Raw genomic sequence first — 21,254 nt, 5'->3', positions numbered from 1 at the left:
CGCGCAGACGATCGGCGAAGGTCTTGAGAACCGGATTGTGGTGACTGGCGACGAGCGCGGATTGGAACATCACATGCCTCAGCAGTCGCCGACCACCGCCGATGGTGCGCTTGCCCCGCATCGCGCCGCTGTCATGTGCGATTGGCGCAAGGCCTGTCAGCGCGGCAGCTTGCTCACCAGTGATCTGTCCGAGTTCCGGCATCTCTGCGATCAGCATCGTGCTTGCCACGGGGCCGATACCGGGAACAGAACGCAAGATGTCGGCGGTCCTTGCAAGGCTCTCATCGGTTGCAATGGTCTGTTCGATCCGGGCTTCAAGCTCAGCGATCTGACGATCCAGCAGGTTTTTCAATTCGCCGTTCATGGCTTCGAACATGTCAGCCGAACCCTGCTTGTCATGTGCCTTGATCTGAGCCAGTAGCCGCTTTCGTGTCTCGACGAGTTGACCGCGCTTTGACATCAAGGCTCTGAGAAAGCGTATCTTTTCATGTGGGATGGTGCGCCCGGCTTCAGGTCTGAAAACCATGAAAAGTGCAATCAACTTAGCGTCGTTTCCGTCCGTCTTGGCGCGCGTGCCCCGGCTCGCGGCGAAGGCCTTGACCTGCGCGGGTGGCAATTGCCGTGTCTTGATCCCCGCGGCATCCAGTGCAGCCCATAACCTCCACTCCTGTCCCCCTGTGGCCTCAAAGCACACCAATGCGCGTTCGCACAGAGCCATCTCACTCAACCGTTCATGTCCTTCGTCGGTATTTGGCAGTCGCTGACTGCAGTTGGAGGGCAAAATGTGAATGTCCAACCAATCGCGACTGACATCTATGCCGATGATTGCGTCCTGTGTTAATCTTTCCATGTTCTCTTCCTTCTGATCCGTGGTCCTGATCGGCCACATGCAACTGTTCGAGACTATGAAGAGAGACGGTGCTGGCTCGCTAGCAAACGTGGTCAACCCCACAAGGCTCAGACGCCATACACCGCCCCGTCAGCAACCTCGGCCAAGGCAGCTGACGGGGGCAACATAGCAAAGACGAGATACAGAAGGTTCATGTAGTTCGCCTCAATATCCACAAGGTATCTCACGACATCTTCTTCAGTTGCGCCCCGTCTCAGCTGGCCTGCGGCTTGAAGGAGACAACTGTCATACTCATCCGCGAATGGTAGGCAGTCTTCATCGTCCCATTTTTGTCCATCAGCCAAGAGCCCGATTGGGTCCCATTTCGACCACCCAATATCCCGCATACGAGAGAGCTTGATTTTCGGTGGAGGAGTTAATGGTGGATCAAGAAGCGGCATTTCAAAGCACTCGAAAAAAGTGGTTTGGTTACAGACTACCCGATCCCGCAAGGCTTTTCAGCCCTGCGATATTTGAGGTCTACGGGCTGAAAAGCCTTGTGGGTGTCAGAAAGAATGTTCCGCCATGTCGGTCAAGATTGACTGGACTGTGCCCAGGCTTCCATTGGCACATTTCTCCTGAAACAGTTATCAACTCAATATGACGACACAATCGTATATCCAACGCTTACGTCTTAAGGTCGGTCATGACCGCCTAATGGTGCCATCAGTCGCAGCAATAATTCATGATGAACAAGGTCGACTATTGTTGCAGAGAAAAACCGGGTCGGAAGGTTGGAGCTTGCCCGCCGGTGCGATCGAACCTGGAGAAGCGCCTGAAGAGGCCTTGAGACGAGAAATCTTTGAGGAGACAGGCTTCAAGCTAAAGTCCGCTTCTCTCACAGGCGCATTTGGTGGCGACGAATTCAGGCATACCTATCCGAATGGGGATCAGGTCGAGTATACTGTACTACTTTATCATTGTGAGGTTTGGTTTCCGGCAGAAAAGCCTGCAGACCCAGAAACGGTAGAATTGCGTTATTTCGATGCAGTGGATGCGCCGACGTTAGCCTTGCCTTACCCCAAGTCTGCTCTTTTTGAATAACCGCGTTGTTGAGCGGTCTGGCTCCACATTCAACGCCCGGTGCAGGTTATCCGGTTTTGCCGAGGCCTTGGCAAATTTGGCGTTTAAGCGGTTCTTGAAGCCTTCAAGAAAGGCGTTTCCGGCTTCCATGTCCGCCAGCCTCAACTCTTTGACAAGCCGGTCCTGAAGCGTGCGATTGGCCCGCTCTACGCGGCCTTTGGCTTAAGAGCTGTTGGCGCACAGGTTCTCGATGTTCAGTTCATTCAGCGCGCGGCCGAACTGGGTCACGCGCCTTATGCCAGATCGCTGAGGCCCCATCCTGGCGGTATCGCTTCAGAAGCCGAAAGACTTGTCGCCGTGTCAGATCCAGCAAGTTCGCCGCATTGTCTACCGTCAACCGGCCATCATCGATTTGCGCCAAAACCTCCACGCGGTTCAACTCGCGCTCGCTCATCATCACCCATCCCCAATCTCTCGGCCTGTTCTCATTGCAGGCGAGAATGACACTTCTGCTTTGCCGATGGGTGATATTACTGCTTTGCGGCTACATATACGTTTAGCGTAATCATGATTATGTTAATTTTGGTATGCCAGCGTGTCCTAAGCCAGTCCCTTTAGAACGCGTCGGTTCTCGTGTGTCGGTTCGATCTGGCGGACAGGCGGTGGTGTTTTTAGGCGATTGGATGAGAATGTTGCGGGCGTCACCGTTTGCGTCGAGCACACGCCACAGCCAATGTGTCTTGCCTTTGCTCCGGTTGGCGACCTCGTCGATGTACCATGTGTTGGCCGGCGCTGGCCATGGGAGAAAAAATCTTAGCTTGCCGGATTTCAGATACATTCGCCTTTCATACTGAGAGTAAATTGGTAGAGTGATCGCAACTTTGTTCACTCAACTTATTTTTGCTCGTTCGTTGCGCTATGGTTTTAAAATTTTCTGCTCTCCAAATGGTGGCGTTGACCGCCCCTGTCCGCGCTGAATGGTGTACGGCGCAGGCTCATCATCTTTACGCCACATACACCGAGTACTTTGCCGCATTGGATGTGGAACCATCTGATCTGAGCGCGTCATGTGAAGCCACCGCACAATGGGCCGCTCAACACCAAGTTACGGGTAAACGCGATGTGTCCAAGCTGTGTAATGTGGCCATCTCAGTCGGACATCACTTCTGGCTAGACCCACGTTTCCAAGGCTACATTACAAAAACGCTCGGCAATCCCAACGTGGCGCGCTCACATGCGGTTGCAACCTTCGTGTCTCATATCGCTGACTGGCTTAAGGCACTTTGGCAACATGATACCCTCCCCCAGTTTGTCACCCGGCTCGTCGCTTACGTCAGGCAAGGTGCGGAAGCTAAAGCCGAGATTTTAAGGTATATTCTGCCACAGCACTGGGTCCTGTTTGATGCAGAGACAAACGAACGCCTGCTGGTCTGGTTGAAAGAAAACCTGCCGCCAGGGCAAACCCCCTCGCAACAATTGGCCAATGTGGCCTTTGCTCTGGTGCACGGCACAGGGTGGCGACAGGATCCCCAATATGAAAAGGTTGCGCAGATCATTCACGCGTCTCGCAGCCAGTGTGAACTGGCAGACCGTCTTTCGGCCATTTACAGTGAGATGAGCTGATGGCAGGCACCCCACAAAACCCCGGTAACTTCGCGCAAGGTAATCAGGTTGCGGAAACACAGCCCAACACACCCGTGGCTGAGATCTGCGCGCCCTGCGCCGCGCGATACAGGATCGAAGCGCATTATGACGATCCGTGGAAGACACCAATCACCCTTGCCCCGCTCAAGGTGCAGTACAGAGACGGTGGCGTTATCACCGAAGGCGCGCGGACACGCGCATTGGCGACATACGGCCTGCAAGACGGGCAACCCATCCAAAGCGTGCGCCCCGACGTCGGATCATATGAAGACCGTGCCCCCAATCCCGGCGCCATCACAGCGCAACTGGTTCCCGAAGGTGGGGCCGATCCCGCCGCTCTGGAAGAGCAGATCATTGCAGAACTCGCCGCCTTTGCCCAAACCATGGAAACTGCCATGCAGCCTTGGGTGTTGGAGTGGCAGCAAGATGGCTGGCTCGGCCTGTTCCAAAGCCTCTGGAGCAATCTGAAATCCGGCGCGGCCGCCTGGTGGGAGGGCGAAGGCGAATTCTGGAGCGCTGTGGGCACATGGCTCTCCAGCCTGCCGGATATGCTTGGGGATGCCTGGGACAGCCTATCCGCCGGGGCCAAAGCCCTGTGGGAGCAGCGCGACCAAATCCTGTCACTTCTGCAAAGCCTTGCTCAAGGTGCTATTGCCGATTTTGAAGCCGCGCTCGAAGCCCTCAGCACCTTTCTGCAGACCTTGCCGGACTTTGGCGAATTGGCTCAGATCGTGAAAGACCTGGTCGAAGAAAGTGCCGAATGGGCTGGAGCGATGATTGAGGTCGCCACGCAGACCCGAGTTCTGGCAGTTCTGGGCGGCACGCTTCTGGGCACCTTGATGATGATCCCACCCAATTTCTGGACGGATATGGTGGCCATGGGCGTTGGCTATCTGATCCCGGAGCTGCTGATTGCCATTGTCCTTGGAATCATTGCCTTTTTCACCGCAGGCACCGGCGGTGCGGCCCTCGCAGCCCGTATAACGACCTACACGGCCAAGATCACCGCAGCGCTGTCAAAATCGGGCCGCGCGGGTCAAGCCCTGATGCGGGCCTTTACCCTGCTGAAATCCCTGACCGGTAAAATGGTCGACCTTATCAAGGCGCTGAAGGGCAAGATTGACGAACTCGCTGAGGGGGCAACCAACGGGATCACAAGGATTACGCGGCGGTCTGGGAAGCGTGTGAAAGACCCGGCAGAATTGCCCTGTTTTACTCAGCCGCCCAATGCCACACGCAAAGAGTTTCTGGACCAACTCGCCGAGCAGGAAGCTGCGATCAACAACAGTGATCTGTCTGAATTGATGCGGCGGCGAGCGCTGGTCAAATCGCAGGGCACGACAGCCTTGCGCGATGGTGCAGCGCAGAGCACGGCACGTGACAAATGGTTGCGAGACAGGACTGGCGAGCTGATTGATGGTGGACAAACGAGGAAATCAGCCGCCCGCATCGCTAAAAATGAAGCTTCCATTCTGGATGCAACCCATGTGCTTGATATTGTGGCAGGTGGTGATCCATCTGCAATCTCCGGTTTACAAAACCGCAGTGTCAATCGCTCGCTTGGCAGCCAATGGCGCACGCGTGTAGATGCACTTGACGCGGCTTTAGCAAATCAATCAGCACAGGGCGCTGTCAAAGCCCATGTGCATATGAAACCATGTTGAGGAAGAAATGACCTATATCAGCGAAATCAAAGGCCGCAGCGGCAAAGACTATATCGATGAAATCATTGAAGACGAAGGTCCATTGCTGGACGCTACTATCGTTAGCGAGGATGTCCTGCAAAAATGGACCGGGGTTCTGCCAGACATCCTGATTGATTTCTGGCGAAATCACGGTACGGGCGCTTTGCAGGGCGGCCTGATGCGGGTTTGCTTGCCGGGGGAATTCGACGGTTTGCTCAGCCAGATCTTTCATGCGGACAAGGATTTTTCCCATCGGGATTGCCATGTGATTGGCTATGGGCCATTTGGCGACTTAATCGTGTGGAGTGAGCGGCACTGGCTAGTTGAAATCAGCCTTGCACGGTCAGAGGTTGAAGCTGCGCGGTTGATTGATCCAGAAAAAAAACTGAATTCCAACACGCCTATTGTGGTTGGACTTCTTGGGCACCAGCCCGACAGCCTCGACGCCTACGACGATGCAGGCAAGAAACTGTTTTCACGCGCGGTGAAAAAACTTGGCCGCCCGGGTCCTGGTCAGGCTTTTGGTTTTTTTCCGGCTTTGGCCATGGGCGGCGCGCCGGATTTGAAGAACATCAAAATTGTTCCTGCATTGGAGCATTTTCTGTTCCTCGCGCAGCTGCAACAGTTTCAATTGGTTGACTACCTCTCCACACCCCCGAGAATCGTTCGCCCTATTGGGTGAAGTTCCTCCAATGGAATAATAAGAGCGAAACACCTGCCCCTTTCGTGTTTTGCTGGCACCGGTCAGCCCTTGATGCGGGTCTTTGCCTTGCTGAAACCTCTGACCGGTAAAAGGGGCGACCTGATCAAGGCGCTGAAGGGCAAGATTGACGAACTCGCCGAGGGGGCAACCAACGGGATCACAAGGATTACGCGGCGGTCTGGGAAGCGTGTGAAAGACCCGGCAGAATTGCCCTGTTTTACTCAGCCGCCCAATGCCACACGCAAAGAGTTTCTGGACCAACTCGCCGAGCAGGAAGCTGCGATCAACAACAGTGATCTGTCTGAATTGATGCGACGGCGAGCGCTGGTCACAGCGAGCGGGACTAGCGCGTTCCGGGATGTGGCCGTACAGCGCAATGCGCGGTCACAGTGGATACGTGATAAGATTGATGAACTAGCAGATGAACATGGGCTAATTGAAGCTGAACGCTTGGCGGAGCTAGAAGCATCTACGCTGGATGCAACCCATGTTCTGGACATCGTCGCTGGCGGGGATCCATCCGATATTTCCGGATTGCAAAACCGCAGTGTAAACCGTTCACTCGGAAGTCAATGGCGAAACAAGGTCGATAATCTAGATAGCGTTCTCGCTGACCAGACGAGCCGAGGAGCGGTAAAGGCAAACGTACGACTCAGACCGTGTTGAGGATAATAAAATGAATGACTTTGAGGCAATAATAGACCGCAATGGGTCCCTTATGGAGGCGCAGTTCGTTCCTGATGGGTTGATTTCGGCCTATCATGGAAAAGTACCCGACATGCTATTGGAGTTGTGGAAAACGCAAGGTACTGGATATTGGGTCAAGGGGTTGTTCAATATTTGCATGCCAGAGGCCTTCAATGGTCTTCTCTCGCAGGTCTTCCACGCCGATAGAGAACTCTCGCATGCAGATTGTCACGTCTTTGGATATTCAGCATTTGGGACCGTTTTTGCATGGAGCGAACGGCATGGGCTCATTGATATAAATCTTCTCCGTAGCGAGGTTATTGCGAATGGTCTTACAAAAGAAGGCACTCCGGGCCCTTCGAAGAATGCGTTGACTGCGCTATTATTTCGTTTAGCGAAAGACGAATCTCTCGACGCCTACGACGATGCAGGCAAGAAACTGTTTTCACGCGCGGTGAAAAAACTTGGCCGCCCGGGTCCTGGTCAGGCTTTTGGTTTTTTTCCGGCTTTGGCCATGGGCGGCGCGCCGGATTTGAAGAACATCAAAATTGTTCCTGCGTTGGAGCATTTTCTGTTCCTCGCGCAGCTGCAACAGTTTCAATTGGTTGACTACCTCTCCACACCCCCGAGAATCGTTCGCCCTATTGGGTGAAGTTCCTCCAATGGAATAATAAGAGCGAAACACCTTGCCCTCTCGTGTTTTGCTGGCACCGGTCAGCCCTTGATGCGGGTCTTTGCTTTGCTGAAACCTCTGACCGGTATAATTGATCGCCCTGATCCTTCAACCTACATGACCTAGTGGCTTTAGAGTTCCGTCTGGGAACGAAGGTGGTGCCAATGAATTCTGGTTACCCGGTGGTTATACGTCAGGGGGAATGCCAGAAGCTGTAATGGACTTTACAGGTGTCGATTTCACACCAATTATTTTGGATTAAAACTATGAAACTTGGAAAGAAAATCAAAGCTACGCCGAGAGACACACGGATTGAAGAGCATCGAGTGATCGGCCCTACGTGGAGCGTTGAGAGAACCGATGAGGGGTATATTTATGAATATTTGTCCGGGGAATTGGCCGGCGGAATTAAGAGGCATCCGATTACGCAAGAAGATTTTGAAGCTGTGAAAGATGGGAAGCTCTCCGACTATGACCTTCTTTTGAAATACAAATTGAGTTGATGCCCTAAAGGGACACCATGAACCTCACAGAAACTCTGGATGCGATCAGTCGACATGGCATTCCCGACGATTACTACACTGTCGGAGGTATTGATGGTGGCGAATTCGGGGGAGGTATCGAATGCGTGAACGGCACTTGGGTGACTTATCAAACCGAAAGGGGCAAGAAAACCGAACGGCAGACGTGGTTCACCGAAGAAGAGGCATGCGCCTACTTTTTTGCAAACGTCATTCGAGCAGCTGAATGGTTGAACTTGTGGCACAAACAACCTGCTAAGCTCGCGGACATTTAACAAGGTATTCAAATGTTTAGACATGAAGACACGGCCATAAATGAAGTCACTTCCTTTTTCCCGGATTGACAAAAATGACAAATGAAAAGTGACATCTATCCCCTTCTTTCCGACCAACCCTACCCCGTGCAATCTTTTTTCTATCAGATCCGGCCGGGTATGTTTCCAGCTATTTTGAGGCAGTGGGCTAGTGGAAACGGCTATGCGTTCAACTACGAAATCTGCAATTTTCCCGAGAATCTGGCTGAAGACAACTGCGGGAACGCAAGAGACTACCCATACATTGAATTTTGGGCATCTGGGGGCTCTGGGCCCGGAGAAGAGTTTAATGTAAGCTTTGATCAGTTTCTGGAGATACTTGATCGTGTTGTTGCTGAAGAAATCCGAAAAAATCCCAGCAGTACAAATGAAATAAATGAATTGGTCGAAAAAACTCGCTCCTATCTAAGATCCTTGTGACGATATAATTTCCCCCAACACCCACTGGCATGATTGCCATGGGCGTTGGCTATCTGATCCCGGAGCTGCTGATTGCCATTGTGTTGGCAATCATTGCCTTCTTCACCGCAGGCACCGGCGGTGCGGCCCTCGCAGCCCGTATAACGACCTACACGGCCAAGATCACCGCGGCGCTGTCAAAATCGGGCCGCGCGGGTCAAGCCCTGATGCGGGCTTTTGCCCTGCTGAAATCCCTGACCGGTAAAATGGTCGACCTTATCAAGGCGTTGAAGGGCAAGATTGACGAACTCGCCGAGGGGGCCACGAACGGGATTACAAGGATCACCCGGCGCTCAAAGCCTCATGAAGTGCCTTGTTTTGATCTTCCTCGCGGTGCAGACGCAGCGGAGTTTGATCGCCAGCTTGCAGAACAAATGGCAACGATAAACGGTATGACTGCTGATGACATGGCCTACGCCCAGTGGGTTTTAGAACAGGCGAGGGCAGAGCACATGAGATTGGGGCGCTCCGGTTCCTTTACGGATTTAATTCGGGATGGCAGTGCGCAGAGACGTGCCAGAGATGCATTTGAAGACAACCTGCGGGATCAAGGTCTAGGTCGTGCAGAGATCCGAGAACGGATGAATACGGTCAATGCAACGCATTTTCTTGACATCGTGGCAGGTGGAAACCCATCAGCGGTAGGAATAGGCGGCGCTGCTGAGAACCAAGGTATTGGGCGACAATGGCCCAGAGATAACAGAGCGCAGGGTTTAGGCACTGCTGCGCAGGATATGCGGCGTAACGGCATGTCGAACCGAAAAATGAATGTCAACTTGGTAAGGTGCCCCTGATGGCGGATGTGGAACAAGAGTATGCAGAGCTTGAGTTAGAACTAGGCGACCCGTTGGAGCATAGGGAAATGCCCGAGGCAGAGCGCGATTATCTAGAGTATCGATTGCCGCAACGGTTAACCAATTTCCTGATTCAGAAAGGACAGGCGACATATCTGGACGGTGCTGTTACAGTATGTCGGCCGTCAGAATTTGCTCCCATTTTGTCTCTGATATTCAAGGGAGATCATGATTTCAGCCATCACGACTGCACGACCGTATCTTACGGCGCCTTTGGGGAACTGAGCATTTGGTCGAAGAAACATGGGCAAGTTAATGTGAGCCTTGTCGAAGGATTGATCTTTTCTCAGAGGCTTGCACCAACTGAATTTAGAGCTGGTTTTCTGCCAAAGAAAACCAGCGAACCAGACCCCAATATTGTCGCATCGTACTCAGTAATCTCGCGATCAGACAAAGCAGACTTCCTCGACTTCAAAGGCGCAAAGATGCTCGATCGCTGCATTGCAACTCATGGACGATTGGCTCTTGGTGAATGCTATGGATTTTTTCCCGCACTCGCATTGACCGGCTTCGAAAGCCCGCAACGTAGTGTCGAAAACATCCGACGTGTCCCAGCACTCGAACATTTCGCGATTCTTGCCCAGATGCAGCCCTTTTATTTGGCAAACGTTGGCCCATCAGGGATACAAAGGCTGCGCGAGATAGGTTGAATGTGCAAGGCGCTGTCAAAGCCCATGTGCATATGAAACCCTGTTGAGGAAGAAATGACCTATATCAGCGAAATCAAAGGCCGTAGCGGCAAAGACTATATCGATGAAATCATTGAAGACGAAGGTCCATTGCTGGACGCTACTATCGTTAGCGAGGATGTCCTGCAAAGATGGACCGGGGTTCTGCCAGACATCCTGATTGATTTCTGGCGAAATCACGGTACGGGCGCTTTGCAAGGCGGCCTGATGCGGGTTTGCTTGCCGGGAGAATTCGACGGTTTGCTCAGCCAGATCTTTCATGCGGACAAGGATTTTTCCCATCGGGATTGCCATGTGATTGGCTATGGGCCGTTTGGAAACCTGATTGTCTGGAGTGAGCGGCATTGGCTTTGCAAAATCAATCTTCTCTCCAGTCAAATTATTGCAACAGATCTGATTGACCCGTCCAAAAAAACAATTCCCAACACGCCTATTGTGGTTGGACTTCTTGGACACCAACCCGACAGCCTCGACGCCTACGACGATGCAGGCAAGAAACTGTTTTCACGCGCGGTGAAAAAACTTGGCCGCCCGGGTCCTGGTCAGGCTTTTGGTTTTTTTCCGGCTTTGGCCATGGGCGGCGCGCCGGATTTGAAGAACATCAAAATTGTTCCTGCGTTGGAGCATTTTCTATTCCTCGCGCAGCTGCAACAGTTTCAATTGGTTGACTACCTCTCCACACCCCCGAGAATCGTTCGCCCTATTGGGTGAAGTTCCTCCAATGGAATAATTAAGAGCGAAACACCTGCCCCTCTCGTGTTTTGCTGGCACCGGTCAGTTTTTGATGCGGGTCTTTGCCTTGCTGAAATCCCTGACCGATAAAAGGGGCGACCTGATCAAGGCGGTGAAGGGCAAGATTGACGAACGCGCTGAGGGCGCGACGAACGGAACCCCAAGGGTTACGCGGCGGCCTGATCTGTCAAACGGAAGAAGATATACGGGGTGCATCAAATCCCGCAGGCGCACCTTGGGATTCCGTAAAAAGTTAAAAAAATATGAACATTTTAGGCAAAGACAACTTATCGGCCACGGTCTGCCGCAATTTTGCCTTTGATGGCTGATTGTTCGTTAACCACAAAACAAAGAAGGCAGCTTTGACCACGAATTCATTCGTTGCTCGTACAGACCGATAAGGAAATTACACCTATGAATGAGACACCGGACTGCCAGCCCGCTGGCCTTGGAGGTTTTCCCTTTTTGCGTAGTGGCCACGACAGCCTTGGCGGGCTCGCAAGCGAGATTGTGGAATTGAAGGAGCTGCTTCTGGATGTTCAGGCACTGGAAGACAAAGGCAGCCGCAGCCAGATCGCCAGACAACTGAAAGACCTTGACGATTTCAAGCCCAGCGTCACGATGATCGGGCAGATCAAATCCGGAAAGACCTCCCTGGTCAACGCGATGGTGGCCCGCCCTGGGCTGCTGCCCGCCGACGTGAACCCCTGGACTTCAGTCGTCACCTCGCTGCATCTAAATGCCCCGCGCAAAGACGGCGATCCGGTGGCCTCGTTCCAGTTCTTCAATGGCGATGAATGGGATCATCTTGTCTCTAACGGTGGCCGTATCGGCGAGCTGTCGATGCGGGCGGGCGCTGATGAGGAGCTGCAGAAAATCCAGGCGCAGATCTCTGAAATGCGGGAAAAGACCCGCAAGCGGCTGGGACGTCGGTTTGAGTTGCTCCTGGGTCAGAAACACGATTACCGGCACCTAGATGATGACCTGATGCAGCGGTATGTCTGCCTGGGTGATGATTTCGAGATGGAGGGCAGCAGCGACCAACAGGGACGGTTTGCCGATATCACCAAATCCGCCGACTTGTATCTGCCGCTGCCGTCATTGCCAGTGCCGCTTTGCCTGCGCGACACTCCCGGCGTGAACGATACCTTCCTGATGCGCGAGCAAATCACCATCAAATCTCTGCGCAACAGCCGCCTGTGTGTGGTGGTTCTGTCTGCCTCGCAGGCTCTGAGCTCTGTTGATATGGGGCTGATCCGGATGATCTCCAACGTGCGCTCGGAAGGGATCGTCATTTTCGTCAACCGCATTGATGAGCTGTCGGACCCGGTGAGCCAGATTCCGGATATCCGCGACAGCATCCTTGCGACGCTAGAGAAGATGAACGGGCCAGAGAACCTCAAGATCGTCTTTGGCAGCGCGTTGTGGGCAAATGCGGCTCTGGCGCCGGACACACATCCGCTAGGCGAGGACAGCGCCGCCGTTCTAGGGCAGTATGCTAGGGCGCAGGCAGGTGCAGACGGCCAGGATGTGCTGAACGACCCGGCGCTGATGTGGAAGCTCTCCGGCGTGCCGGAACTTTTTGAAACCATCGGCACGCGGATTGCCGAAGGTGCCGGTACGCGGCTGCTGTCCGAGGTGCGAAAGCGGGCCGCCAACCAGGTGTCCAGCATGAAGGCGGCCTCGACCGTGGCGTCAATGCGGATAGATGGCAACCGGGTTTCGGTGATAGAGCCCGCCGCTTTGAGCCAGCTTTTGCAGCAGCTGGAAACAGCGAGTATGGCGAAGATGGATACGGCCCTGGACCAGGTGTTTGCCAATTTTTCTGCGCGAGTAGACCAGGCACATAACAAATTTCTGGAGCGGGCGGTGGCGTCCTTGGTCCAGCATCTGGAGAACTACGGCGAAAACGAAACCTGGCAATATGCGCCGGACGGGCTGCGGATCCTGCTGCGTTCCAGCTATCAGGTGATGCGCAAGAACCTGATGGCGGCCTGCAAGCAGGTTTACAGTGAGGCGGCCTCGGCGATTCATGAAACCTATCAGCAGGCGATTTCTATTCAGGTCAGCGATTTTCGCATTGCGCCGGCTGCGGTGCCAGAAGTGCCGCCGCCGGTGGCAATCGGCGCTACCATTGCGCTGGATCTGCAGACCTCCTGGTGGAAGGGCTGGTGGAAACGTCGCCGTGGATACCGGGCCTATGCCAGCAGCTACTACGACCTGATCAAGGCAGAGACGGCACCAATCATCCATGAACTGAAGGAAACTCAGGCGGCTGAGATCCGGCAGGACGCCCGCGAACGGCTGATGGAGTTCTTCACCGAACAAAGAGAGCTGCTGATGGACGTAGCGGAGAAAAACCGGATCAGCACGAGCAACCTGAACACTCTGTTCGGCATCACCGACCAGCAAGAGCGGGCGGAACTGCTGGAGATTTTGCTCCAGGAATTGACATATCAACATGCGGAGCCGAGTGCAGAGACGGCCCGGACAGAACGTGAAGGAGCGGCGGCATGACGAACCCGCAGCCATTGGACCGCAAACCCCGTGTCGCCATCATGGGCGAGTTCAGCGCGGGCAAGAGTACCCTTTCGAACCTTCTGCTGGGGCGGCGTATCCTGCCCGAGAAGGTCACTGCGACCCGGTTGCCGCCGGTCTGGATAACGAAAGGCGACACACCGCCTGTGCGCAAGGCGCTCGACGCCAGCCTGCACCCGGTCTCGCTGGAGGCACTGGAGGCGGTGCCGCTGGAAGAGACGCTCTATGTACAGATCAGCTGCGTGGCACCGGTTCTGGAAGCATGCGACCTGATCGATTTTCCGGGTATCTCCGATCCCAACATGCCGCCCGAGGTCTGGGAGCGGATGCTGGCCGAAGTGGACTGCGTGCTGTGGTGCACCCATGCGACCCAGGCCTGGCGCCAGTCGGAGGCGGCCGCCTGGGGGCTGGTGCCGGAGGCAGTGCGCCAGCGCAGCCTGTTGCTTATCACCCGGTTTGACAAGCTGACAACGCCGCTGGACAAGCTGCGGGTTCAGACCCGGGTTACACGGGAGACCGAAGGCCAGTTTGCCGACGTCTGCCCGATCTCGCTGACCCAGGCGCTGGATGCGGAATTCGAGAGCGCGGAATGGGAAAGCTCGGGTGCAAAAGGGTTTTCGGCTGCGCTGGAGGCCATTGTGACGGCCGCCCGCAACGGAAGCGTGGCTGTGGTACAAAATGCGCCCCCTGCCGCTGTTGCGGTCCCGCCGGTGGAGCGGCCCGTAATTGCGGAACCGGCGACAGCCGCAGCCCCCCCCGTCCAAGCGGCCAGCCCGCAAGCGGCGCAACCTGGCCGTGTCATCCCGCGCCGGGTCCGTCCCAAAGGTGCCAAGCGCACTCCGCGTCCGGATTCAGATCTGGCGGCCCTGCGTAGGAAACTGCTGGAGAACTGAAATTAAGGTCTTGTATTCGCCTTCCTGTTGCGGTTGTGAGTTGACCTGCGGGCCGGGCGAATACGGCCCATCAAGCAGGGGCGCATAATGACAGTATCGGAAGAAATGGACAGTCTGTATGCTCAGTTTCCCGCCTGCGGGACGGTGGCCTATGCGGATCTGGCCGCGGGCATGGTGCTGGTTGCCAACAGCCAGTCGCCCCTTGACCGCCATGCGATGGACGCGCTTTGCGCCCGTGCTGGCTGTCTGCTCGGCGAAGACGGCGCGCCGCCGCTTGGCTCCCAGTCGCCCACTTATGCGCTTGTGCGGGAGCCGGACAGTCTGATGCTGGTCCTCAAATCGTCACTGCAGCCGACCGATGCGCTGCTGTGCCTTGCCACGCCGGATCTGGATCTGAGCGCGTTTCAGGCCGCTGCGCTGGACTGCCTGGTCCGGATCAGCGCAGATGAATGACGGATCAGTGCTCTACGACCTTCGAACGGGAATTTCAAAGTGACTCACGACAACGCAATTGCGGACAATCTGGCGGCCTTGGGCGCTCGGCAGACCGTGTTTCGGGATGGCAAACGGGTTTTATCCAACGGGCTGTTCCCACCGCCGCTTAGCGCGATGCTGCAGGAAATCGGCACTACGGTGCTACAGCGGCAACTGACCTTCCGGGCGGGAGAAAGCGCGCTGTCTTGTGTGGTCTCCGAACGGCGGCTGATGGCGCTTGTGTCTGCCAGCCGCGATTTGGAAGAGGTGCAGCATCTGGTTGGTGAAGGGCTGTCCCATGATCAGCCGGAGGTGCTGGAGGCCGTTGCAGCTGCCATGGTGCGGCTCGCGCAGGCTGAAGACCCGTTGACGGTTGAGACCTCCTTAGTGGCGGCTGCTGACGGTCCGTCCGGGCTGGGATTGCCGACCGGGATGCTGGAAGAGATGATGGAGCTTGACCCGGCTGAGCAGGAACGGCCGATGGAATTTTTCATCGAGGCCGCTGGTGAGATGTATTCCGCCTGCCTGCTGCATGCGGACGGTGTCTGGCTGGGCGGCGGTGTAGACAAAGGTGTGCTGGCCGCACTCCAGAAAATCGCGAATACACAGTGGGAACGCTTCCAGGCGTCTTATGCCAAACACGCGGCACTGGCCGAAACGTCGCGGCTGATTTCGCTGGGTCCGGTTCTGGAAGGCGGTGAAGGTGGCGGATGCGTATCCGTCGTCTGGGCCGATGGCGAATGCGCCCTGTTTGCTCATAGCGAGGCGGAGCTGGCCGGGCTGCACGCTATCTGGCAAAGGGTTTTCACCCTGTAAGGTGAAATCCCTTTATTTTGTCATGCAGTTTTAAGGACTTCAGGCTGCGAGCTGCGCCTGCATGTCTCGTTTCAGTTGCAATAGGATGCTGGTCGCATCCAGCAGTGACGTATCGTCCTGTTCCACCTGGATCAGCTGTATCAGGTCTTCCGCTTCCGAGACTGCACCACGGATCTCTGCCAGTGCGCCGTCTTCGGTGCCGCCGTTCTCTTCGAGATGGCTGTCCAGCCATTGCACCGATTTCAGGGCGGTGCGGATCAGCTGCTTTCTGTCGCTGCCCGAGCCGCCCTGCAAGGCCTGCCCCATATTGCGGCCCTGCGCGGCCAGGTACTCCAGCGCCTGATCGAAGGCCTGTCGGGTTTCCGGGCTGAGACCGGCGTCCTGCGGTTGTGCAGTGTGTACAAGAACCGCAGCGGGGGCCGCTGGTGCCTGCGGTTGTGCGGGGGCAGTACGTGCCGGTGCAGGGGGTTTTTCTTCTTCAAGCCGAGCATTCGGCTCTAAGACATGGGGCACGACCGGAGAGAGCGGTGCGGCCGTGTCCTCTGCAGTGGCAGGAGCAGTGGCGTATTTTGCCAGCAGCATTCCGGCCTGGTCCAGCGCCCCTTGCCGACGCAGCTTCACTTCATGCATGATGGCCGAAATCAGCGCCTGCCCACCTGAGCGGCGCAGCCGGTCGCGGTCCACAGCGCCATCCGGCTGCCGGGCGGCCTGCGCCTCTATCGTGGCCAGCGGCAGGATACTGTTGAAATCCTCAGATGCGCTGTCCTGCATATCGGTCAGCGTGGACGCAAGCCGGTCCTGCGCCGACAGTTGATCTGCCTTGGTCACCAAAAGGAAGGCACCATCCTTCATCTTCTCTGGTGCGCGCGCCCATGCGGCTTTTTCTGAGGCCGTGAAGTCTTGGGTACACCACAGGGCAATGCCTGTCCGCTGAGCCGCCCAAGGCACTGCTCGTTCCAGAGAGGTGGCATCCGGCGCGGAAATCTCCAGGATACTGATCTGGTTGAGCGCGGGCAGTGGCAGATGCGCCTCTGCAAAGACCGCGCCCCGTGCTGTCAGCGCTCCGGTGTCGAAACCGGACAGGCCGAAGGCGCTGCCATCTGCCAGCACCCCGCTGCAGGCTGCGGTCTCGCCGCCGCTGATCTGCAGGGTGGGCAATGAGACGCCTGTCGGTATCACCGGGCTGCCCAGCAACAGGTTGGCGACGCTGGACTTTCCAGAACCGGGTAGGCCGAACAGCGTGACCGTTACCGGCTGTTCCAGCTGCTCCAGCAAAGTCCCGGTGCTGCCTTGCAGGCGTGAGGGGATCCTGCCCTCTGCCAGGGCGCGCCGCAGTGAAGCGACCGTTTCCGCTTGGGTCATGCCTAACGCCCCTTCCCTGCTAGCCGAACCACTTTCACATCCTGCTCCGGTAAGGGCGGGCCGTCATAAGAGCCTTTGTCAATGGCCACCACGCGGGTTGCGCTGGCGGATTGATCGCCTACCAGATCGACCGGCTTGCGGTGCATCTTGCGGGTGACCGGTTTGTTATGATTGAGCTTGATCACAGCAAAGGAAATGTTGTCCTGATCCGGATCCGCCAAGTTATCCAGCGCAGAAAGCAACCGTTCGACGATTTCCGCGCTCTTGCGACGGCGGTACTTGTGCAGGATCTTCTCGATCCGCTCATCCTCAAGGAACTGCAACCCGTCGCTGGACACAATCACAAGGTCGCCGACTTCCAGGCGGAACGGGGTCTTGGGGCAGTCCGTCCGGGTAACCCGGTCGCCCAGAATTACAGAGGTCAGGCAGTTGCGGTCGGGATGGTTGCGGCCGGCTTCGGCGTCTAAAAGACCCGCCTTGACCATCATATCGATTTGCGGCGCCATCGAGTGGTCCTCGTTCAGCTGCTGCAGCTTGCCGCCGCGCATCAGATACAGCGGCGAGTCGCCGATCGACAGCCAGTACATCCGGTCCTCGATCATCACCAGCGACACAAGTGTCGCGCCCATGCCGCGGACGCTGGGATTGTCCTGGACATACTCCTGAACACAGATGTTGGCCTCTGCTGCGGAGTGGGTCAGGTGATAGGGGATCTGCTTTTCGTGTTCTGCGAAGTTGACGCTTTCGAACTTCAATTTGCTGAAGGCCTCTGTCACCACCATCTTTGAGGCGACATCCCCGGCCGCGTGGCCGCCCATGCCGTCCGCGAGGATGGCCATACCGATGTCGGTGCCTGCTGGAAAGTCGGTGATAATGGCGTCTTCCTGGTAGTCGCGCGCGCCCTGACAGATCGCTGCGGCAACGTCAAAGCGCGGTTCAGGCGATTTCCACATGTTCCGCCTCCTGCCCGCCAGAGCTGTTCCAGTTGAAGTCTTCACCGCACAAGGCCATGAAGCGCAGGGTGGTTTCGCCCATACGGATCTCGTCGCCGCTTTTCAGAACCTCGTTGCTGATCAGGGGCTGGCCGTTCAGGCGAACGATATTGCTTTTGCCGCCGTGGCCCAGAAAGAACTGCGAGGTTTCGGGATCAAAGACAATGGCAGCATGGTTGCTGCGGGAGATTGCGGTGTCGCCGAAGTCCAGTGTAACGGCCTGATCCTCGCCGCGGCCAATGGCCGACATGCCGGCTTTGAGAGCGAAGCTCTCGCCGTAGCCGGGACCTTCTGCGACCACGATCCAGCCGACCGGGAATTTGGCGTCGCGGGCCGGGGCGCCGACACCAGAGCTGTCGAACAGGTTAACGATATCGCCTTCAGAGGTTTCAAAACCCAGGAGACGTGTCTTTGCTCGGCGCTTACGGGCGGGTGCGGCGCTGATATGTGCGGTTAGATCGGGCAGTTCGCCGCCAGGCTGCGGCATCTGAGCAGCGGTCCCTGTGGGCGGGGCAGCAGCGGCCGCCGCGGCGGCGGCAACCGGGTCCAAATCCCAAATACCGGCGGCCGGATCTGCGGCGGGCGCAGTGGTGGTGTCCAGCTGCGTGTCTGCAGTTTGATCCGCCTGCGTATCCAGATCCAGTTCCACAGAACGCGCTTGCTGCGCGACGGCCTTCAGCACATCCTGCTGCATCGCCCCTTCTTCAGCTTGCAGCTTTTCCATCGGGGCGGGTTCAGAAAGCTGGCCCTGCCGTCCGATAAGTTTTCCGAAAAATCCCATGTCGTCTGCCTTTTTGTTGTACGGGCGTTCGTGCGGTCTCGGCAAGCGCCCGGTTGTCCCTATCTATGAAGTGTCGGCCCTTCGCGGCACGTGTGGCCCGCGATGCCCTCGGATCAGGGCATCGCAGAAGCGTGAATTAGCTACCGATCTTATTGAAAGCGGCCAGGCTGTCAGCGATGATCGCGTACCATTCGCCGCTTTCACGCATCTCATTCAGGCCCTTGTTCAGCAGAGTCAGATAGACACGGCCGCGGGGATTGGTCTTATGGGCCACGAAATGCATCGACTGCAGCTGCGACAAGTTGGGGTTCAGCTGTACCTTGTCTTCTGCGCCCGCAACTTCGCGTACTGCGGCATTGCTTCCTTCGAGGTCCAGCAGAGCCATGTCGACCTCGCCGTTCATCAGTTTTTGGACGCATTCTACCGTGGTTGATGGATAGACTATGGTAACCACTGGATCAACGAGACCTGCGTTTGACAGTTCGAACACGGACCAGCCTTCGGGGCGGCAGATCTTGGCACCGGCGTAGTCTGCATAATCCTTGATGTCCGCATAGGGATTGTCGGCCATGGTCAAGTGGGCAGATACTGATTCATAGACCGGCAGAGAGAAGTCCAGCTGGGTGCAGCGGTATTTGGTATCCGCGTCGAGGTTTTCGAGGTCGGAGCAATCGCTAGGCTTGTACCATGCGATTGATATGTCGAAGGCACCGAGCGGCAGCAGCGTATCGAAATGGGACTGCCAGTCGTTTACAAAGCTGAGGTTGTATTCGCGGTTGTTGCCGCCGCGGTTCAGCGCAGTGGTCGCAAGGCGCACCAGCATGCCGCCGCCCTTGAGGTTTTCTCCGGTGAAAGGCTCCCAGCCGTTGCCCGAAACCATTTTGATCGGGGGTTCGTAGATGTTGGATTTGGCCTGATTTGTTTGCCGTGCCTCTTCCCGGGCGATAACATCGGTGACACTGCTGTCTGCGGTCAGACGGCCGTCCTCGCAGGGGATCTGCAGTACGGTGCCAGCTTCCAGGCTGTTGGGGTTGGCAATGGCGTTGCGGTTTGCGTTGAAGATCATCTGATAGTCAAACGAGCCATAGGCGGCCTGGGCGATTGAGCCGAGGCTGTCGCCATCCTGTACGGTGTAGGGGGCACATGCCTCCTGTGCGGCTGCTGAGGTGGAGACGAGCAGGGCGGCGGTAACGGTGGCTGCGCTGTATTGAACCAGGGATTTGATCATAGACATGAAAGTTAGTTCCTTTTCAATGGGGCACCGCCGTTGCGCAGGGGACTGCTGGCAGTGGGTCAAGGTTTCAGTTGAGGGTGGGTCAGTTGGTTAGGGTTCTGATTTCGCGTTGCAGGGCCTTTGAGACGATGGCGTACCACTCGCCTGAGACGGACATGTCCTTCAGCCCTTTGTTGAACAGGTCCAGGGCTTCCTGGGCCCGGGGGTGATCTTTGTGAACGATGACGTGCAGGGATTTCACTTCGCCAAGGTTCGGGTTCTCCGTGATCTGGCCAGCCAGGCCCATGGTGGCGAGCGTGTCGCTGGCAACCAGGGTGTCGAGGGCGACCACATCCACCGCGCCGGCTACCAGGGCGCTAAAACACTCTGCAATCTGGACCGGTTGGTAGAATTTTACGGTTTCCGCTGTAAGGCCCGCAGTATCCAAATGCGCCATCGAATAGCCTTCGGGCCGGCAGATCCGGGCGCCCTTCAGCTCGCTATAATCATAGGCTACGGCATAGGGGCTACCGGTTGCGGCAAAAAAGCCGTCGACAACTTCGTAAAAGGGATCGGAGAACCGATAGTTGTCGCAGCGGAACCTGTCGACGGCGGACAGCAGGTCGTAATCGCCGCAGTTGGGCTTCAGCCACGGGAAGGAGCCTTCGAACGCCATTGCCGGCAGCAAGGTTTCCAGATGCGATTCCCAATCGTTTACAAAGGTCACCGAGACCTCGGTCTCCGGTGCGGCGCGCTGTGCGGCGGTTTCGACCAACTGGGTGAACATACCGCGGCCGGGCAAATCCTCGCCGGTAAACGGTGGAAAATCATTGCCGGTGATCAGAACCATCGGTTCTGCGGTGGCTGGGGTCGTCGGGGTTTCTGCGGATAGGGTTGCTTCTGCAGCGGTTTCCCCGACGGATGTGTCCTGAACGTTGGCAACCGCGCCATTGGCTTCTTGTATACTGGTTGCCTGTTCATCGGCGTCCTGGGCTTCGGTGTCCTGGGCCTCAGCCGTTACTTGCGGCAGGCTGCCATCGGCGCAAGGCAGGGCCAGCTGCATGCCAATTTCGATGATGTTTGGGTTACGACCGATCACAGCCCTGTTGGCGTCATAGATTACGCGGTACTTGGAGTGACCGTACACTTTCTCGGTGATTTCGCGCAGGTTGTCGCCGGACTGGACCTCGTATACCTGGCAGGCTTCCTGAGCCTGGGCAGATTGCCCGGCAGCCGCAATGGCGATCAGGGAAGCACCCATAAATTTAGCTGTATTGCGCATTCATTCTGTCCTTGTGGGTCAGAGAGGCAA

Annotated in this window: 23 protein-coding genes and 1 pseudogene; 16 read left to right on the top strand and 8 right to left on the bottom strand. The window is 56.4% G+C overall.

Annotation, left to right across the window (positions count from 1 at the left end; genetic code table 11):
- The coding region (locus ACXAEW_RS21800) for an IS110 family RNA-guided transposase (protein WP_474943441.1) at window positions 1-850 on the bottom strand (850 nt) is incomplete at its 3' end.
- 639 nt (window positions 851-1,489) lie between these two features.
- Here ACXAEW_RS21800 and ACXAEW_RS21795 point away from each other — a divergent pair.
- Window positions 1,490-1,933: an NUDIX domain-containing protein gene (locus ACXAEW_RS21795; RefSeq protein WP_474943440.1), complete on the top strand. Its 444-nt coding sequence runs from the start codon at window positions 1,490-1,492 to the stop codon at window positions 1,931-1,933.
- On the opposite strand, the pseudogene ACXAEW_RS21790 reads toward ACXAEW_RS21795, so the two are convergent.
- Together ACXAEW_RS21790 and ACXAEW_RS21785 are read right to left on the bottom strand one after the other, a co-directional pair.
- Window positions 1,916-2,212: pseudogene (locus ACXAEW_RS21790) on the bottom strand (ISNCY family transposase); the annotation flags it as partial. The gene ACXAEW_RS21795 and the pseudogene ACXAEW_RS21790 overlap by 18 nt on opposite strands.
- The gene (locus ACXAEW_RS21785) at window positions 2,172-2,366 is read right to left on the bottom strand and encodes a helix-turn-helix domain-containing protein (RefSeq protein ID WP_474943439.1); all 195 of its coding nucleotides are present in this window, start codon (window positions 2,364-2,366) and stop codon (window positions 2,172-2,174) included. The gene ACXAEW_RS21785 and the pseudogene ACXAEW_RS21790, both read right to left, overlap by 41 nt.
- 491 nt (window positions 2,367-2,857) lie before the next feature.
- Here ACXAEW_RS21785 and ACXAEW_RS21780 point away from each other — a divergent pair, with 491 nt between their 5' ends.
- The 15 genes from ACXAEW_RS21780 to ACXAEW_RS21710 all read left to right on the top strand — a co-directional run bounded on the left by ACXAEW_RS21780 (window position 2,858) and on the right by ACXAEW_RS21710 (window position 15,594).
- A complete protein-coding gene (locus ACXAEW_RS21780) occupies window positions 2,858-3,535 on the top strand; it encodes a hypothetical protein (protein ID WP_474943438.1) in 678 nt (225 codons plus the stop codon).
- The gene (locus tag ACXAEW_RS21775; protein WP_474943437.1) at window positions 3,535-5,220 is read left to right on the top strand and encodes a polymorphic toxin type 15 domain-containing protein; all 1,686 of its coding nucleotides are present in this window, start codon (window positions 3,535-3,537) and stop codon (window positions 5,218-5,220) included. The genes ACXAEW_RS21780 and ACXAEW_RS21775 overlap by 1 nt, the downstream gene beginning before the upstream one ends.
- 7 nt (window positions 5,221-5,227) lie before the next feature.
- The gene (locus ACXAEW_RS21770; RefSeq protein ID WP_474943436.1) at window positions 5,228-5,923 is read left to right on the top strand and encodes a GAD-like domain-containing protein; all 696 of its coding nucleotides are present in this window, start codon (window positions 5,228-5,230) and stop codon (window positions 5,921-5,923) included.
- 72 nt (window positions 5,924-5,995) lie between these two features.
- Complete coding sequence (locus ACXAEW_RS21765; RefSeq protein ID WP_474943435.1) at window positions 5,996-6,610, top strand: polymorphic toxin type 15 domain-containing protein; 615 nt, start codon at window positions 5,996-5,998, stop codon at window positions 6,608-6,610.
- A 10-nt stretch (window positions 6,611-6,620) separates the two neighbouring features.
- Entirely contained in the window at window positions 6,621-7,283 is a 663-nt protein-coding gene (locus ACXAEW_RS21760; protein WP_474943434.1) for a GAD-like domain-containing protein, read from the top strand.
- A 287-nt stretch (window positions 7,284-7,570) separates the two neighbouring features.
- Window positions 7,571-7,807: a hypothetical protein gene (locus ACXAEW_RS21755; RefSeq protein WP_474943433.1), complete on the top strand. Its 237-nt coding sequence runs from the start codon at window positions 7,571-7,573 to the stop codon at window positions 7,805-7,807.
- Window positions 7,808-7,824: 17 nt separating this feature from the next.
- Complete coding sequence (locus ACXAEW_RS21750; protein WP_474943432.1) at window positions 7,825-8,100, top strand: hypothetical protein; 276 nt, start codon at window positions 7,825-7,827, stop codon at window positions 8,098-8,100.
- A gap of 81 nt (window positions 8,101-8,181) precedes the next feature.
- Complete coding sequence (locus tag ACXAEW_RS21745; protein ID WP_474943431.1) at window positions 8,182-8,559, top strand: hypothetical protein; 378 nt, start codon at window positions 8,182-8,184, stop codon at window positions 8,557-8,559.
- An 83-nt stretch (window positions 8,560-8,642) separates the two neighbouring features.
- Window positions 8,643-9,392 (top strand): polymorphic toxin type 15 domain-containing protein, encoded by a 750-nt coding sequence (locus tag ACXAEW_RS21740; protein ID WP_474943430.1) that lies wholly within the window; start codon window positions 8,643-8,645, stop codon window positions 9,390-9,392.
- Window positions 9,392-10,102, top strand: a complete 711-nt coding sequence (locus ACXAEW_RS21735; RefSeq protein ID WP_474943429.1) for a GAD-like domain-containing protein — start codon at window positions 9,392-9,394, stop codon at window positions 10,100-10,102. Before ACXAEW_RS21740 ends, ACXAEW_RS21735 begins: the two co-directional genes overlap by 1 nt.
- Before the next feature lie 54 nt (window positions 10,103-10,156).
- Window positions 10,157-10,852: a GAD-like domain-containing protein gene (locus ACXAEW_RS21730; RefSeq protein WP_474943428.1), complete on the top strand. Its 696-nt coding sequence runs from the start codon at window positions 10,157-10,159 to the stop codon at window positions 10,850-10,852.
- Between the two features lie 435 nt (window positions 10,853-11,287).
- Complete coding sequence (locus tag ACXAEW_RS21725; RefSeq protein ID WP_474943427.1) at window positions 11,288-13,390, top strand: dynamin family protein; 2,103 nt, start codon at window positions 11,288-11,290, stop codon at window positions 13,388-13,390.
- On the top strand, window positions 13,387-14,304 hold the full coding sequence (locus tag ACXAEW_RS21720; RefSeq protein ID WP_474943426.1) for a dynamin family protein: 918 nt from the start codon (window positions 13,387-13,389) through the stop codon (window positions 14,302-14,304). Before ACXAEW_RS21725 ends, ACXAEW_RS21720 begins: the two co-directional genes overlap by 4 nt.
- 87 nt (window positions 14,305-14,391) lie before the next feature.
- Window positions 14,392-14,757, top strand: a complete 366-nt coding sequence (locus ACXAEW_RS21715; RefSeq protein WP_474943425.1) for a hypothetical protein — start codon at window positions 14,392-14,394, stop codon at window positions 14,755-14,757.
- 39 nt (window positions 14,758-14,796) lie between these two features.
- Complete coding sequence (locus ACXAEW_RS21710) at window positions 14,797-15,594, top strand: hypothetical protein (RefSeq protein ID WP_474943424.1); 798 nt, start codon at window positions 14,797-14,799, stop codon at window positions 15,592-15,594.
- Between the two features lie 39 nt (window positions 15,595-15,633).
- Here the strand turns inward: ACXAEW_RS21710 and ACXAEW_RS21705 are convergent, their stop codons facing one another.
- The 5 genes from ACXAEW_RS21705 to ACXAEW_RS21685 all read right to left on the bottom strand — a co-directional run bounded on the left by ACXAEW_RS21705 (window position 15,634) and on the right by ACXAEW_RS21685 (window position 21,224).
- On the bottom strand, window positions 15,634-16,956 hold the full coding sequence (locus ACXAEW_RS21705; RefSeq protein ID WP_474943423.1) for a hypothetical protein: 1,323 nt from the start codon (window positions 16,954-16,956) through the stop codon (window positions 15,634-15,636).
- A gap of 2 nt (window positions 16,957-16,958) precedes the next feature.
- Window positions 16,959-17,909: a PP2C family protein-serine/threonine phosphatase gene (locus tag ACXAEW_RS21700; protein ID WP_474943422.1), complete on the bottom strand. Its 951-nt coding sequence runs from the start codon at window positions 17,907-17,909 to the stop codon at window positions 16,959-16,961.
- Window positions 17,893-18,729, bottom strand: a complete 837-nt coding sequence (locus tag ACXAEW_RS21695; RefSeq protein WP_474943421.1) for an FHA domain-containing protein — start codon at window positions 18,727-18,729, stop codon at window positions 17,893-17,895. Before ACXAEW_RS21695 ends, ACXAEW_RS21700 begins: the two co-directional genes overlap by 17 nt.
- Before the next feature lie 136 nt (window positions 18,730-18,865).
- Window positions 18,866-19,963: a LysM peptidoglycan-binding domain-containing protein gene (locus ACXAEW_RS21690; RefSeq protein ID WP_474943420.1), complete on the bottom strand. Its 1,098-nt coding sequence runs from the start codon at window positions 19,961-19,963 to the stop codon at window positions 18,866-18,868.
- A gap of 82 nt (window positions 19,964-20,045) precedes the next feature.
- Window positions 20,046-21,224 carry a peptidoglycan-binding protein LysM gene (locus ACXAEW_RS21685; protein ID WP_474943419.1) on the bottom strand — a complete coding sequence of 393 codons (1,179 nt, stop codon included), beginning with the start codon at window positions 21,222-21,224 and terminating at the stop codon, window positions 20,046-20,048.
- Window positions 21,225-21,254: the final 30 nt, after the last annotated feature.

The organism is Epibacterium sp. ABZ3_068, assembly GCF_056159265.1.
This window is presented reverse-complemented; position numbering and strand designations above follow the sequence as displayed.

What these genes read in the sequence shown, in the direction of transcription:
- ACXAEW_RS21795 (WP_474943440.1), top strand. Translation starts at nt 1,490, where the DNA reads ATGACGACACAATCGTATATCCAACGCTTACGTCTTAAGGTCGGTCAT.
- ACXAEW_RS21785 (WP_474943439.1), bottom strand. Translation starts at nt 2,366, where the DNA reads ATGAGCGAGCGCGAGTTGAACCGCGTGGAGGTTTTGGCGCAAATCGAT.
- ACXAEW_RS21780 (WP_474943438.1), top strand. Translation starts at nt 2,858, where the DNA reads ATGGTGGCGTTGACCGCCCCTGTCCGCGCTGAATGGTGTACGGCGCAG.
- ACXAEW_RS21775 (WP_474943437.1), top strand. Translation starts at nt 3,535, where the DNA reads ATGGCAGGCACCCCACAAAACCCCGGTAACTTCGCGCAAGGTAATCAG.
- ACXAEW_RS21770 (WP_474943436.1), top strand. Translation starts at nt 5,228, where the DNA reads ATGACCTATATCAGCGAAATCAAAGGCCGCAGCGGCAAAGACTATATC.
- ACXAEW_RS21765 (WP_474943435.1), top strand. Translation starts at nt 5,996, where the DNA reads ATGCGGGTCTTTGCCTTGCTGAAACCTCTGACCGGTAAAAGGGGCGAC.
- ACXAEW_RS21760 (WP_474943434.1), top strand. Translation starts at nt 6,621, where the DNA reads ATGAATGACTTTGAGGCAATAATAGACCGCAATGGGTCCCTTATGGAG.
- ACXAEW_RS21755 (WP_474943433.1), top strand. Translation starts at nt 7,571, where the DNA reads ATGAAACTTGGAAAGAAAATCAAAGCTACGCCGAGAGACACACGGATT.
- ACXAEW_RS21750 (WP_474943432.1), top strand. Translation starts at nt 7,825, where the DNA reads ATGAACCTCACAGAAACTCTGGATGCGATCAGTCGACATGGCATTCCC.
- ACXAEW_RS21745 (WP_474943431.1), top strand. Translation starts at nt 8,182, where the DNA reads ATGAAAAGTGACATCTATCCCCTTCTTTCCGACCAACCCTACCCCGTG.
- ACXAEW_RS21735 (WP_474943429.1), top strand. Translation starts at nt 9,392, where the DNA reads ATGGCGGATGTGGAACAAGAGTATGCAGAGCTTGAGTTAGAACTAGGC.
- ACXAEW_RS21730 (WP_474943428.1), top strand. Translation starts at nt 10,157, where the DNA reads ATGACCTATATCAGCGAAATCAAAGGCCGTAGCGGCAAAGACTATATC.
- ACXAEW_RS21725 (WP_474943427.1), top strand. Translation starts at nt 11,288, where the DNA reads ATGAATGAGACACCGGACTGCCAGCCCGCTGGCCTTGGAGGTTTTCCC.
- ACXAEW_RS21720 (WP_474943426.1), top strand. Translation starts at nt 13,387, where the DNA reads ATGACGAACCCGCAGCCATTGGACCGCAAACCCCGTGTCGCCATCATG.
- ACXAEW_RS21715 (WP_474943425.1), top strand. Translation starts at nt 14,392, where the DNA reads ATGACAGTATCGGAAGAAATGGACAGTCTGTATGCTCAGTTTCCCGCC.
- ACXAEW_RS21705 (WP_474943423.1), bottom strand. Translation starts at nt 16,956, where the DNA reads ATGACCCAAGCGGAAACGGTCGCTTCACTGCGGCGCGCCCTGGCAGAG.
- ACXAEW_RS21700 (WP_474943422.1), bottom strand. Translation starts at nt 17,909, where the DNA reads ATGTGGAAATCGCCTGAACCGCGCTTTGACGTTGCCGCAGCGATCTGT.
- ACXAEW_RS21695 (WP_474943421.1), bottom strand. Translation starts at nt 18,729, where the DNA reads ATGGGATTTTTCGGAAAACTTATCGGACGGCAGGGCCAGCTTTCTGAA.
- ACXAEW_RS21690 (WP_474943420.1), bottom strand. Translation starts at nt 19,963, where the DNA reads ATGTCTATGATCAAATCCCTGGTTCAATACAGCGCAGCCACCGTTACC.
- ACXAEW_RS21685 (WP_474943419.1), bottom strand. Translation starts at nt 21,224, where the DNA reads ATGCGCAATACAGCTAAATTTATGGGTGCTTCCCTGATCGCCATTGCG.